Origin of the sequence: Pseudomonas sp. NPDC078416, from assembly GCF_050268485.1 — a bacterium.
Taxonomy (GTDB): domain Bacteria; phylum Pseudomonadota; class Gammaproteobacteria; order Pseudomonadales; family Pseudomonadaceae; genus Aquipseudomonas.
Genome location: NZ_JBNNGV010000003.1, coordinates 209,480 through 223,049, shown reverse-complemented (window position 1 = coordinate 223,049; position 13,570 = coordinate 209,480). Strand labels below are relative to the sequence as shown.

Genomic DNA, 13,570 nt, shown 5'->3' with positions numbered 1-13,570 from the left:
TCCTACAACGGCATCGCGTGCAATCAGCGGGGAGGCCGCGGCATGCACTGTGTAGGACCGGCTTTAGCCGGGAAGAGGCCGGTATGAACGACACACCTCTCAATGCCAGTCAGTCAGGCTTGTGATCCCCGCGAATCGAAAAATTCGCCATGTGCTCCAAGCCTTTGATCAGCCCCGAGTGGTCCCAGCCGCTGCCGCCCAATGCCGCGCAGGTGCTGAACACTTGCTGGGCATTGGCCGTATTGGGCAGGTTCAGTCCCAATTCCCGCGCGCCTTCGAGGGCCAGGTTCAGATCCTTCTGATGCAGCGCGATCCTGAAGCCCGGGTTGAACGTCCCCTTGATCATCCGCTCGCCATGCACTTCCAGAATCTTCGACGAGGCAAAGCCCCCCATCAGCGCTTCGCGCACTTTGGCCGGGTCGGCACCGTTTTTCGAGGCGAACAAGAGGGCTTCCGCCACCGCCTGAATGTTCAGCGCAACGATGATCTGGTTGGCGACCTTGGCGGTCTGGCCGTCACCGTTGCCGCCGACCAGGGTGATGTTCTTGCCCATGGTCTGGAACAGGGGCAGGGCGCGTTCGAAGGTCGCCTGCTCGCCGCCGACCATGATGCTCAGCGTGGCCGCCTTGGCGCCGACTTCGCCGCCCGACACTGGCGCGTCGAGGTACTGCGCGCCGGTGGCGTTGATTTTCTCGGCGAACGCTTTGGTCGCCGAAGGGGAGATCGAGCTCATGTCGATGACCACTTTGCCGCCACCGGTGCCTTCGCTCAGACCGTTTTCGCCGAACAGCACGTCGTTGACCTGCGGGGTGTCGGGCAGCATGACGATGACGAATTCCGCCTCTTGCGCCACTTCCCGCGGGTTGGCCAGCACCGTCGCGCCGCCGTCCACCAGTGACGCGGGCGGGGCAATGAAATGCCGGGAGAGAATCAGTTGATGACCTGCTTTCTGCAGGTTTTCTGCCATGGGCAGGCCCATGATGCCGGTGCCGATGAATCCGATGTTAGCCATGAGAGGTGACCTCTTAGTGATGTCTTGCGCGGTTCCTGTGGGAGCGTGGCTTGTCCCGCGATCTGCTGCGTAGCAGCAGTAAAATCTGTTAGCGCGGTGTGCCAGACGTACATCGCGGGTTGATTCACGACCGGTTCCCGGCCGATCGCGGGACAAGCCACGCTCCTACAGGACTGCATTCCGGGCAACGCCAGGTTGAGTTTTGGATCAGGTATCGCGTGTCAGATCAGGTTGTGCTCTTTCAACCACCCAAGCCCTGCTTCGGTGGTGGTCAGCGGCTTGTATTCACAACCGATCCAGCCGCGATAACCCAACCGGTCCAGGTGCTTGAACAGAAAGCCGTAGTTGATCTCGCCCGTGCCCGGCTCATGTCGACCGGGGTTGTCCGCCAGCTGCACGTGACGGATCGCCGGCAGGTGGTTTTCGAGGGTGCGGGCCAAGTCGCCTTCCATGATTTGCATGTGGTAGATGTCGTATTGCAGCGACAGATTGCGGCTGCCCACCTTCTCGCGAATCGCCAGGGCCTGTGCGGTGGTGTTCAGGTAGAACCCCGGAATGTCCAGGGTGTTGATCATTTCCATGACCAGATCGATACCCTGGGCTTGCAGGCGGTCGGCGGCGTATTTGAGGTTGTCGACGAAGGTCTTTTCGATCAGCCCGTCGTCGAACCCCTGGGGCTTGATCCCCGCCAGGCAGTTGATCTGGGTGTTGCCGAGCACTTTGGCATAGGCGATGGCCAGGTCGACGCCGGCGTAAAACTCCTCGACCCGATCGGGGTGACAGGCGATGCCGCGTTCGCCCTTGGCCCAGTCACCTGCCGGCAGATTGAACAGCACTTGGGTCAGCCGGTTGCGGTCCAGTTCGGTCTTGATCTGGGCGGAGCTGAAGTCATAGGGAAACAGGTACTCGACGCCGCTGAAACCGGCGTCGGCGGCGGCTTCGAAGCGTTGCAGAAACTCCACTTCGGTGAACAGCATCGACAGGTTGGCGCATAAACGTGGCATGACGTACTCCTTGTTCGTGTTCTGAGCTCTTTTTCGGAATTCTTATTGGCAACCGGCGCGATCAATCCAGCAGGCTGACGGCGGTGGGAGCGTCGGCGCGGCTCTCGGCCAGTGACTCGAATTCGTTGATCGCGTTGATCTCGGTGCCCATCGCAATATTGGTGACGCGCTCCAGGATGATCTCCACCACCACCGGCACGCGGTGGTGCTGCATCAGGCGGGTGGCTTCGGCGAAAGCGGCCTGCAGGTGCGCCGGGTCCAGCACGCGAATCGCCTTGCAGCCCAGGCCTTCGGCAACCGCGACGTGATCGACGCCATAGCCTTCCAGCTCGGGCGCATTGATGTTGTCGAACGCCAGCTGCACGCAGTAATCGATGTCGAAGTTGCGCTGGGCCTGACGGATGAGGCCCAGGTACGAGTTGTTCACCACCACGTGGATGTACGGCAGCTTGAACTGCGCACCGACGGCCAGTTCTTCGATCATGAACTGGAAGTCGTAATCCCCCGACAGCGCGACGACGTTGCGACTCGGGTCGGCCTTGACCACGCCCAGCGCCGCCGGAATGGTCCAGCCCAGCGGCCCGGCCTGTCCGCAGTTGATCCAGTGACGCGGCTTGTAGACGTGAAGGAATTGCGCGCCGGCGATCTGCGACAGGCCGATGGTGCTGATGTAGCAGGTGTCCTTGCCGAAATACTGGTTCATCTCCTCGTACACGCGCTGCGGCTTGACCGGGATGTTTTCGTAATGGGTCTTGCGCTGCAGCGTGCGCTTGCGTTCCTGGCAGCTCGCAAGCCAGTGGCTGCGGTTCTTCAGCTTGCCGGCGGTGTGCCACTCGCGCGCCACTTCGATGAACATCGCCAGCGCGGCGCCCGCGTCGGAAACGATGCCCAGATCGGGGGTCAGCACGCGGCCGATCTGCGTCGGCTCGATGTCCACGTGGATGAACGTGCGGCCTTCGCTGTACACCGGCACGGTGCCGGTGTGGCGGTTGGCCCAGCGGTTGCCGATGCCGAGGACCAGGTCGGCCTCCAGCATCGTTGCGTTGCCGTATCGGTGCGAGGTCTGCAGCCCGACCATGCCGGCCATCTGCGGGTGATCGTCCGGGATCGTGCCCCAGCCCATCAGCGTGGGGATCACCGGAATGCCGGTCAGCTCGGCGAATTCCACCAGCGCGTCTGACGCATCGGCGTTGATGATGCCGCCACCGGCAACGATCAGTGGACGCTCCGACGCGTTGAGCATCGCCAGGGCTTTTTCGACCTGCTTGCGGCTGGCCTGGGGCTTGACCACCGGCAGCGGTTCATAGGCGTCGATGTCGAATTCGATCTCCGCCATCTGCACGTCGAAGGGCAGGTCGATCAACACAGGGCCGGGCCGGCCGCTGCGCATCAACTGAAAGGCCTTCTGGAACACGTACGGCACCTGGCCGGGTTCCATGACCGTGGTCGCCCACTTGGCGACCGGCGCGGCGATGCTGGCGATGTCCACGGCCTGGAAGTCTTCCTTGTGCATCCGTGCCCGCGGTGCCTGGCCGGTGATGCACAGAATCGGAATCGAGTCGGCTGAGGCCGAGTACAGACCGGTGATCATGTCGGTACCCGCAGGGCCCGACGTGCCGATGCACACACCGATGTTGCCGGCGATGGCGCGGGTATAACCCTCGGCCATGTGCGAGGCGCCTTCGACGTGGCGCGCCAGGACGTGGTCGATGCCGCCGAGTTTCTTGAAGGCGGCATACAGCGGGTTGATCGCGGCGCCCGGAATACCGAAGGCGGTGTCGACGCCTTCGCGACGCATCACCAGAACGGCGGCTTCGATGGCTCTCATGACGGTCATTTGTTAGTCTCCTGAACTCGATAGTTTTTGTACGTAAACAGCCTGATTTGAATCCGATGTTTTGTGAATGGCTGTTTTTATCCGTTCTATCGGTATCTGGAGTATCGAATGGATCGCTATACGGAATTGCGCAGCTACGTCCTGGTGGCCACCCGTGGCAGTTTTGCCGCGGCGGCGCTGGTGGAAGGGGTGACGCCGGTGATCATGGGCCGGCGGTTAAGCGCGCTGGAGGATCGTCTGGGCGTCAAGCTGATTCATCGCTCGACGCGGGGCCTGACCCTGACCGATGCCGGCGAGTCGTACCTGGAGAATGCGAAGCTGGTGCTGCAGTCGTTCGAGGAACTGGACGCCAGCATCAGCGAGAACGAAAGCAGCGTGCGCGGGCACCTGGTGGTGTCGGCGCCGGCAGGGTTTGGCCGTCAGCACGTCGCGCCCCATGCGCCGGAATTTCAGGCGCGGTTCCCGGATTTGCAGCTCTCATTCAACCTCACTGACAACGTGGTGGATCTGGTGCGCGAGGGTTATGACATGAGCATCCGCATCGGCGAGGTGCTGGACCCGAACTACGTTGCGATCAAGCTGTACGCCAACAAACGCGTGGTCTGTGGCTCGCCTGCTTACTTCGCCGAGCATGGATTTCCCCAGGCGCTTGAAGATCTGGCGCAGCACAATTGCCTGTCGTTCAACCTGCAGGGTGGCCAGCATCGCGGCTGGACATTTCAGCGAGACGGCAAGCCGGTGGCGATCAAGGTCGCGGGCAACCTGTATTGCAATGATGGCGAGCTGTTGTATGACTGGGCCAAGCGCGGGCTGGGCCTGAGCTGGCGTTCGACGTGGGAGATTCAGAACGAGGTTGAAAGCGGCGCGCTGGTCACCGTGCTGGATGAATTCGCTTTGCCCAGTTACGACATCCAGGGCGTGTACCCGCAACAGCATTACCTGCCGGCGAAGGTGCGTTTTTTTATCGCGTTTCTGAAAGAGGTCTACAACCGCCCGGGGTATTGGCGGCAGGGGTGAGCCGTGATCCCCTAAACACCCGAATCAAAAGCTTCCCGGCTGAAGCCGGTCCTACGGGGTAATCGCATTCTCTGCAACGCCACGTTGTCTCTGTAGGAGCCGGCTTGCTGGCGAATGCGCTGGGTCAGTCACCCTCGCAGTGTCGGAGTGATCGGGTTCGCCAGCAAGCCGGCTCCTACGGACTGTGTGTGGGGCAAGTGCGCGCTGCCGTGCAGATCCCCGAGCTGGAGGCGGTTAAATCAACTCCACCGACACCGGTGGCAGCCCGCGAATCTCGCCAATCGCCAGACCCGGCGCGCGGGTCTTGTACATGCCGGTGTAGGAACCGGTCGTGATCACCATCTCCGGCGTCACGCTTAACCCATTCTGGGTGTGGTGATTGACCAGCCACGGCAGCAAACGCCGAGGGTCGCCCGCCGGGTTCGCTCCATCCCCCGGAACGATATCTTTATCACCATAGGTAAAGCTGAGCGCAGGCTCATCAAACGGAAAACGGGCGTCGTAATCGATGAATTCCCCGATGATGAGCGCCCCATGGTTGAGCAGGTCGCCCAAGGCCAGCAACGGTTCGATCTTCGGCCAGGCTGCGAAACGGCTCGACACCACTTCAATGGTCGCGCCCATCGTCGCGATGCTGCCCAGCACTTCTTCATCCGAATACGCTTCGTCGCGAGGGGTGAATTCGCGACCCAGACGAAAAGCGATCTCCAGCTCCAGAATCGGCGACGGATAGTCGACGCACTCCACCTGGCTGCCGCTGGCGAAAATACCGTCGTCCGGCAGCAGCGCGCCATTGATTGGCCCGGTCGGCGACTTGGCGCCGACCTTCCAGCCGCCCACAGTTGTGTCGCGCAGACGCAGAATCTCGCGCTGCAGGGCATAGGCACTGGCCGCATCGGCGGGCACGTATTCAGGGCGGATGTCGGTGATTTTCTGACCGGCGCCCATGGCGGCGACGATCAATTCGGCAATGTTCGCTGGGTGAGACGATGGGTTCACGCGGGTCTTCCTTCAGGCAATTGATGGAGAGCGCCCCGGTTCCGTTGCCGATCAGGCGAGGGACGGCGGAGCCAGCGTGACTACTCTAACCCTATTTCAACCGGTCGGCAGAGGCTGGGCTGCGGACGCGTGCCCGCGCTCAAACTCGCCCGGCGCTGTAATCCAGGTCCGCGCGTAAACGCTGAACGCAGAAATCAACGAACGAGCGCACTTTGGATGAGCCTCTTCGCCCTTCGACGTAGACCACGTAAACCGGCATCGGTGTGATCTCGAAGTCTTCGAGCACGGCGCGCAATGTGCCCGCCTGCAGGTGTCGGCGAATCTGATAGGACGGCACCTGAGTCAGGCCCCAGCCATCAAGGGCGGCATGAATGGAGGCTGTGAACGACGTCAGGGACAGGCGCGATTGCACCTTTACTTCCTGATGCTGGCCGTCGATGCGGAAGGTCCACGGCGGGTGGCGGCCGGTGATTATCACGGAAACGGTTTCGCGCTCGATGAGTTCGTGGGGATGACGGGGGGTGCCGTGGGCGGCGAGGTAGGCGGGGGAGGCGCAGACCATGCGCCGGACGCTGCCGACCTGAATGGCGGTCATCGATGAGTCGGGCAGCTCGCCGATGCGCACCGAGACGTCGATGCCTTCTTCCAGCTGCCCGGCAACCCGGTCCATCAACAGACCACGGATCTGAACCTCGGGATGCTGACTGAGGTAGTCGGTCATGACCGGCGTCACGTGCAGGTCGCCGAACACTTGTGGCGCGGTAATGGTCAGCAACCCGCGCGGCGTTGCATGAATGCCGGCGGCGGCGCTTTCGGCCTCGTGCAGGTCGGCCAGCAGGCGCCGGCAGTCGTCGGCGAAGCGCACCCCGGCCTCGGTCAGGCGCAATTGTCGGGTGGTGCGCACGATCAGCAAGGTGCCGAGCCGCGCCTCCAGCTGCGCGACGGCCCGGGTCACGGTGGCCGTGGACACGTTCAGGTTACGCGACACCGCCGCGAAGCTGGGGCCTTCGGCAACAGCGGCGAAAAGGGTCATTTCCTGAATGCGGTCCATTGAGCGTCCGTTTTTCGAGCCGACGATAGCGGCAGTCTGCGGCAAATCCGGGTGAGCGGAAAGGTCTGATCCAGACGGTCAGAAAAACACCCGGGCGGTCATGTTTGCTTGGTGCTCCGGCGGTGCCTTCTATATTCTTGCTGACGCTGGACGCCTCGAACGAAAGCCGGCGCTCGACACGGCAAGGGACAGACCCGCATTCACGCACGGCCAAAGGAACGCAGATGAGCACCACCAGCACGCCGCTCTCCGGCGTCAACCAGCCATTGAAGGGCATCGCACTGATTCTGTTCGCGACCTTTCTGTTCTCCAGTCATGACACGCTGTCCAAATACCTCTCCGGCATCTACCCGATCATGATGGTGGTCTGGGTGCGCTATGTGGTGCACACCGGGTTGATGGCGTGCATTTTCATGCCCTCGGCGGGGTTGCGCGTATTGCGCACCAAGCGCCCGGGGCTGCAGGCTCTGCGGGCGGTGTGCCTACTGGGCACCAGTCTGCTGTTCACCAGCGGCCTGATGTTCATCCCCATCGCCGAAGCGACGGCGGTCAACTTCCTCGCGCCGCTGTTGGTCACGGCCTTGTCAGTGCCGCTGCTCAAGGAGACGGTCAGCCGTGGTCAGTGGATCGCCGTGCTGGTGGGCTTCAGCGGGGTACTGGTCATCGTGCATCCCGGCGGCGAGCTGTTCCGGCCGGCGGTGTTACTGCCGCTGGGCTCGGCCTTCTGTTTCGCCTGCTATCAGTTGCTGACCCGTCTGGTCGCGGCCCACGACAGCCCGACCACCAGCAACTTTTTCGCCGGGCTGTTCAACAGTCTGTTGATGAGCGCCATCGTGCCGTTCTTCTGGCAATCGCCGGAGTGGAAGCACATCCCGTTCATGCTGGCCCTGGGCACCTGCGGCATGGTCGCGCACCTGATGCTCACCCAGGCGTTTCGCTTCGCCGCGCCGGCGATGCTGGCGCCGTTCGGTTACTGCCAGATCGTCTTCGCCGGGCTGTGGGGCTACATCGTGTTCAACCATTCGCCGTCGCTCGTCGCACAGGCCGGCATCGCGATCATCTGCCTCAGCGGCCTGGCGGCGGCGTGGCAGCAGCGCAAAAAGGGCGGCTGAGGGAGCATCGCCCCGCGCAACGCCCCCTGTAGGAGTGAGCTTGCTCGCGATAGAGGGCGGGTCAGGCGCCTGAGGGGTGATGTACAAACCGGTTCGCCAGCCAGTCGGCGCCTGCGGATTCAACCCACTTCTACCGGTTTACGGCGCCACCTCGCGCGGCGCCATGAAATACATCCAGATCAGCGCAATGAAGTACATCACCGGGATCAGGGTGAACAGCACGCTGTAGTTGTTGTGCGTCGCGGTCAGCACGGCGCCGACGATCTGCGTCATGAACATCCCGCCAATGGCCGCGCACATGCCGCCGAAGCCGAACACCGTGCTGATCATGTGCCGGGGCGTGTAATCCATGACCAGGCTCCAGATGTTCGCCGTCCAGGCCTGATGCGCACCGACCGCCAAGGCGATGGCCGCCACGGCAACCCACAGACCGCTGGCATTGGCGGCGAACACCACGCTAATGATCGTCAGCGCGAACACCAGCATCGACAGCAGGCGCGCGGTCATCGGGCGCATGCCCCGGCCGATCAGCCACGAAGACAGTATCCCGCCGCCGACACTGCCGAAATCGGCGGTCAGCCAGATCAGCATCAGCGGGATGCCCATCTGCGTTACGCTGATGCCCAGGTGGTATTGCTGATTCAGAAACGGCGGCAGCCAGTACAGGTAAAACCAGAACACCGGCGCGGTGAGGGCGTAGGCGAGGGCAAAGGCCCAGGTGCCGCGCATTTTCAGGATGCGCGAGAACGGTACTTTCTCCCCTTCAGGCTGCGTTTGCGCTTCGGCATCGCCGTTGATGTAGGCCCGCTCACTGGCGCGCACGGTGGGATGTTCCTGGGGATTGAAGTACGTCAGCCGCCAGGTGATGACCCAGACCAGCCCCAGCGAGCCCATGCAGATGAACGCCGCCTGCCAGCCCCACACCGTCAGGATCAGCGGCAACAAGGCAGGCGTGACCATCGCACCGACGTTGGTGCCGGCGTTGAAAATGCCGGTGGCGACGGCGCGCTCGCCGGCCGGGAACCACAGCCGGGTGACCTTGACGCAGGCGGGGTAATTGGCGGCTTCGGTCAGGCCGAGAATGAACCGGCAGACCATGAAGCCCGCCGCTGAAGTCGCCAGACCGTGGGCGCCGGTGGCGACACTCCACAACAGCACCGCGAGAAAGAACGCGCGCTTGACCCCGACCCGATCGATGAAACGCCCCTGCAGCAGAAAACCGATGGCATAGCCGACCTGAAACCAGAAATTGATGTTGGCGTAATCCATCGCCGTCCAGCTCATCTGCGCCGCCAGGATCGGCTGCATCACGCCCAGTGCGGCGCGGTCGATGTAGTTCAGCGTGGTGGCGAAGAACACCAGTGCGAGCATGCCCCAACGGGTTTTGCCGACGGCCAGGGCGCTGCGAATCTTCTCGTTCATGCCGGCATGAGGGGGCGCGGGGCTGGAGGCGGCCGGGGCAGGCGAAGCAGAGGGGGAACGCATAAGCATCAAGCCTGTTGTTGAAATTGTTATGGTGGTGTCTGCGCAGCAGGGGTTGCATGGGCCCGCGAAGCATCATGTCGCTAACCGGACGCTTCATTTCATCTGATGTCGCGTCCAGCGGCGCGAATAATCCCACGAACACCCGCCAGGTTCGAGCCTCATCGATTCGATCCGATACCGACGTTCCGCTGCCCGGTCCTCACGGTCTGGTGAAACGCTCGGGCGCGGCCCATAATCCCGCGCTCCCATCGTGGACGTGAGCCCTGCATGAAAACCGTTGACGACAGCCTCGCCGAGGCGCCCGCAGATGACATTACCGAGCCGGCACGCAAGTCCCGCAAGAACAACCCGGAAAAAACCCGCGACGACATCCTTCAGGCGGCCGTCGCCGAGTTCGTCGCCCAAGGGCTCTCCGGCGCCCGCGTCGATGCGATTGCCGAGCGCACGCAAACCTCCAAGCGAATGATCTATTACTACTTCAACAGCAAGGAGCAGCTGTACACCGAAGTGCTGGAGAAGCTGTACGGCGACATTCGCACGACGGAAAGCAGCCTTGATCTGGACGTGCTCGCGCCTGAAGAAGCGATCAGGCGGCTGGTGGAATTCACCTTCGACCACCACGACCGCAATGTCGACTTCGTGCGCATCGTCTGCATCGAAAACATCCACAACGGTGCCAACGTCAAACAATCCACCACCATCCGCGAGCTGAGCCGGAATGTCTTGCAGGCGCTGGACCAAACCCTGCGGCGCGGCGAGCAGGACGGCGTATTCCGCCCGGGCGTACAGGCCGTTGACCTGCACATGCTGATGAGTTCGTTCTGTTTCTATCGCGTGTCGAACCGCCATACGTTTTCCGAGATTTTCCAGATCGACCTGGATGACGAAGCGGTCAAGGCCCGGCAGAAGGTGATGATCTGCGAAGCGGTGATGCGTTACCTGCTGCCCTGACCCGGCGAGTTCTACACCGCGCTTGCCTGAGGACCCAACGATGTCGCAACGCCCAAGCGCGCGGATCGCCACTGGCCAAAACCGCCAGGCGTTCTGCGCGCTTTGACCATTGCCCATCGGCGCGGCAGAGCGGAGTATTTCGCCACTCCAACAAGAAAAGTGTAAGGACGACACAATCATGCAGATCGACGGCAAGGTATTTCTGGTCAGTGGCGGCGCGTCCGGGCTGGGTGCGGCCAGCGCACAGATGCTCATCGACGCAGGGGCCAGCGTGATGCTGGTGGACGTCAACGCCGAGGCGCTCGCGGCCCAGGTAGCAAAGCTGGGCAACAAGGCCCGCGCCAGCGTCAGCGACATCACCCAGGAGAGCGCCGTTCAGGCCGCTGTGGACGCGGCGCTAAGTGCGTTCGGCCAGATCAACGGCGTCATCAACTGCGCAGGTATCGTCGGCGCCGAGAAAATCCTCGGCAAAGAATGCCCCCATGGCCTCGACAGTTTCAGCCGGGTGATCAACGTCAACCTCATCGGCAGCTTTAACCTGCTGCGCCTCGCCGCCGTGGCCATCGCCGAAAGCACGGCCGATGCCGATGGTGAGCGCGGGGTCATCATCAACACGGCGTCGGTCGCGGCCTATGACGGCCAGATCGGCCAGGCGGCGTATGCAGCCTCCAAGGGCGCCATTGTCAGCCTGACCTTGCCCGCCGCCCGTGAACTCGCTCGGTACGGCATTCGCGTCATGACCATCGCCCCGGGCATTTTCGAAACCCCGATGATGGCCGGCATGACCCCCCAGGTGCGCGAAAGCCTGTCCGCCGGCGTGCCATTCCCGCCACGCCTGGGCAAGCCCGAAGAGTACGCCGCGTTGGCGCGCCACATTATCGAAAACAGCATGCTCAACGGCGAAGTGATCCGACTGGATGGCGCCTTGCGCATGGCCGCTCGCTAATCGAGGAAACTCCATCATGTCTTTGAACAAACGCCAGACGTTGAACGACGACCCCGTGGTGATCGTGAGCGCTGCGCGCACGCCCATGGGCGCCTTTCAGGGCGATCTCAAAAGCCTGACCGCGCCGCAACTCGGCGCCGCCGCCATCCGCGCTGCGGTTGAGCGCGCAGGGATCGATGCAGCGCAGGTCGATGAAGTGCTGTTCGGTTGTGTGCTGCCGGCCGGACTGGGTCAGGCGCCGGCGCGTCAGGCGGCATTGGGCGCCGGGCTCAGCGACGCCACGACCTGCACCACGCTGAACAAGATGTGCGGGTCGGGCATGCAGGCGGCCATCCTCGGCCACGACATGCTACTGGCCGGCAGCGCCGACGTGGTCATCGCCGGCGGCATGGAGAGCATGTCCAACGCACCGTATTTGCTGGAGAAAGCCCGCAGCGGTTACCGCATGGGCCACGGCCAGATCATCGATCACATGTTTCTCGACGGCCTCGAAGATGCCTACGATCGAGGTCGACTGATGGGTACCTTTGCCGAAGAGTGCGCGGGGCTGGAAAACTTCAGTCGAGAAGCCCAGGACGGTTTTGCGGTCGCCTCGCTGACCCGGGCGCAGGAAGCCATGACGCGCGGCTGGTTCAACGCTGAAATCGTCCCGGTGGAAGTCACCGTCGGCAAGGAGCGCAAGACCATTCACCAGGACGAACAGCCGCCCAAGGCGAAGCTGGACAAGATCCCTCAGCTGAAACCGGCGTTCCGCGAGGGCGGCACGGTGACGGCCGCCAACTCGAGTTCGATCTCCGACGGCGCTGCAGCCCTGACCCTGATGCGCCAGTCCGAAGCCCGGCGACGCGGGCTCACGCCGCTGGCGGTCATCCATGGCCACGCCGCTTATGCCAATGAGCCCGGGCTGTTTCCGACCGCACCGGTAGGCGCCATCGACAAACTGATGAGCAAGACCGGCTGGTCCGTGGCTGACGTGGACCTTTTCGAGATCAACGAAGCGTTCGCGGTCGTTGCACTGGTCACCATGGCCCGCCTGGAGCTGCCCCATCACAAGGTCAACGTCCATGGCGGCGCCTGCGCATTGGGCCATCCCATTGGCGCATCGGGGGCAAGGATTCTGGTGACGTTGCTGTCGGCGTTGAAGCAGCGTGGACTGAAGCGAGGGGTTGCGGCGATCTGCATCGGTGGCGGCGAAGCGACTGCGATGGCTGTTGAGCTTATCGTTTGATATCAATGCCTTATGCAATGTTTTGCATCTCGATTCTGTGAGAGCGGCTGTTTGGCTCACGAAATAACAAAGGTTTATAAAACAATGAATTACATGACAATCCTAAAAGAAGTCAGAGGTCGTGTTGCGCTCCTGACCCTTAATCGCCCAGAGGCGCTCAACGCCCTGAATGCGCAGCTCATCAGCGAACTCAATCACGCCCTTGATGAACTGGAACGCGATCACGGCATTGGCTGCATCGTCCTGACCGGCTCGGCGAAAGCTTTTGCTGCCGGGGCTGACATCAAAGAAATGGCCGAGCTGAAGTACCCGCAGATTTATCTGGACGACCTGTTCAGCGACAGCGATCGGGTGGCCAATCGCCGCAAGCCGATCATTGCGGCCGTTTCGGGATTTGCCTTGGGCGGCGGCTGCGAGCTGGCGCTGATGTGCGACTTTATTCTGGCGGCGGACAACGCGCGCTTCGGTCAGCCGGAAATCAAGCTGGGCGTGCTGCCGGGCATGGGCGGGACCCAGCGCCTGACCCACGCGGTCGGCAAGGCCAAGGCCATGGAAATGTGCCTGACCGGGCGCCTGATCGACGCCGTCGAAGCAGAGCGTGCCGGGCTGGTGGCGCGCATCGTGCCGCAAGAGCAGTTGCTGGATGAGGCGCTTAAAGTGGCAGCCGGCATTGCGGCGAAGTCGTTGCCGGTGGCCATGATGGTCAAGGAAAGCGTGAATCGCGCCTTTGAAGTCAGCCTGGCCGAGGGGATTCGCTTCGAGCGACGGGTGTTCCATGCGGCGTTTGCCAGCGAGGACCAGAAGGAAGGCATGGCGGCGTTCATCGAGAAGCGCGAGCCGGCGTTCAAGCATCGCTGATTCAGGTCAGGGCGGTGGCGCGTCTCAGGGGTGTCTTCTTACGCCAGCGTGTATAAAATGCGCCGGTCGC

The 13,570-nt window shown here is 62.6% G+C and carries 12 protein-coding genes; 6 read left to right on the top strand and 6 right to left on the bottom strand.

Annotated elements, in window-relative coordinates:
• Positions 1–109 precede the first annotated feature (109 nt).
• The 3 genes from ACQKEN_RS06470 to gcl all read right to left on the bottom strand — a co-directional run bounded on the left by ACQKEN_RS06470 (position 110) and on the right by gcl (position 3,853).
• On the bottom strand, positions 110–1,012 hold the full coding sequence (locus tag ACQKEN_RS06470) for a 2-hydroxy-3-oxopropionate reductase (RefSeq protein ID WP_427684518.1): 903 nt from the start codon (positions 1,010–1,012) through the stop codon (positions 110–112).
• A 221-nt stretch (positions 1,013–1,233) separates the two neighbouring features.
• Entirely contained in the window at positions 1,234–2,016 is a 783-nt protein-coding gene (gene hyi, locus ACQKEN_RS06465; protein ID WP_427684516.1) for a hydroxypyruvate isomerase, read from the bottom strand.
• Between the two features lie 61 nt (positions 2,017–2,077).
• Positions 2,078–3,853 (bottom strand): glyoxylate carboligase, encoded by a 1,776-nt coding sequence (gene gcl / locus ACQKEN_RS06460; protein WP_427684514.1) that lies wholly within the window; start codon positions 3,851–3,853, stop codon positions 2,078–2,080.
• A gap of 108 nt (positions 3,854–3,961) precedes the next feature.
• Here gcl and ACQKEN_RS06455 point away from each other — a divergent pair, with 108 nt between their 5' ends.
• Entirely contained in the window at positions 3,962–4,870 is a 909-nt protein-coding gene (locus tag ACQKEN_RS06455) for a LysR family transcriptional regulator (protein WP_427684512.1), read from the top strand.
• Between the two features lie 234 nt (positions 4,871–5,104).
• Here the strand turns inward: ACQKEN_RS06455 and ACQKEN_RS06450 are convergent, their stop codons facing one another.
• Together ACQKEN_RS06450 and ACQKEN_RS06445 are read right to left on the bottom strand one after the other, a co-directional pair.
• The gene (locus tag ACQKEN_RS06450) at positions 5,105–5,869 is read right to left on the bottom strand and encodes a 2-keto-4-pentenoate hydratase (RefSeq protein WP_427684510.1); all 765 of its coding nucleotides are present in this window, start codon (positions 5,867–5,869) and stop codon (positions 5,105–5,107) included.
• Positions 5,870–6,008: 139 nt separating this feature from the next.
• Positions 6,009–6,920: a LysR family transcriptional regulator gene (locus ACQKEN_RS06445; RefSeq protein ID WP_427684508.1), complete on the bottom strand. Its 912-nt coding sequence runs from the start codon at positions 6,918–6,920 to the stop codon at positions 6,009–6,011.
• A 224-nt stretch (positions 6,921–7,144) separates the two neighbouring features.
• Between ACQKEN_RS06445 and ACQKEN_RS06440 the strand changes: the two genes are divergently transcribed.
• Positions 7,145–8,032 carry a DMT family transporter gene (locus ACQKEN_RS06440; protein WP_065990546.1) on the top strand — a complete coding sequence of 296 codons (888 nt, stop codon included), beginning with the start codon at positions 7,145–7,147 and terminating at the stop codon, positions 8,030–8,032.
• A gap of 138 nt (positions 8,033–8,170) precedes the next feature.
• On the opposite strand, the gene ACQKEN_RS06435 is transcribed toward ACQKEN_RS06440, so the two are convergent.
• A complete protein-coding gene (locus ACQKEN_RS06435) occupies positions 8,171–9,517 on the bottom strand; it encodes an MFS transporter (protein ID WP_427684506.1) in 1,347 nt (448 codons plus the stop codon).
• A 267-nt stretch (positions 9,518–9,784) separates the two neighbouring features.
• Between ACQKEN_RS06435 and ACQKEN_RS06430 the strand changes: the two genes are divergently transcribed.
• The 4 genes from ACQKEN_RS06430 to ACQKEN_RS06415 all read left to right on the top strand — a co-directional run bounded on the left by ACQKEN_RS06430 (position 9,785) and on the right by ACQKEN_RS06415 (position 13,500).
• Positions 9,785–10,468, top strand: a complete 684-nt coding sequence (locus tag ACQKEN_RS06430) for a TetR/AcrR family transcriptional regulator (RefSeq protein ID WP_427684504.1) — start codon at positions 9,785–9,787, stop codon at positions 10,466–10,468.
• Positions 10,469–10,646: 178 nt separating this feature from the next.
• Positions 10,647–11,414 carry a 3-hydroxyacyl-CoA dehydrogenase gene (locus ACQKEN_RS06425; RefSeq protein WP_108119340.1) on the top strand — a complete coding sequence of 256 codons (768 nt, stop codon included), beginning with the start codon at positions 10,647–10,649 and terminating at the stop codon, positions 11,412–11,414.
• Between the two features lie 16 nt (positions 11,415–11,430).
• Positions 11,431–12,642 (top strand): acetyl-CoA C-acyltransferase, encoded by a 1,212-nt coding sequence (locus ACQKEN_RS06420; RefSeq protein WP_427684502.1) that lies wholly within the window; start codon positions 11,431–11,433, stop codon positions 12,640–12,642.
• Positions 12,643–12,726: 84 nt separating this feature from the next.
• Positions 12,727–13,500 (top strand): enoyl-CoA hydratase, encoded by a 774-nt coding sequence (locus ACQKEN_RS06415; RefSeq protein WP_074883191.1) that lies wholly within the window; start codon positions 12,727–12,729, stop codon positions 13,498–13,500.
• Positions 13,501–13,570 lie beyond the last annotated feature (70 nt).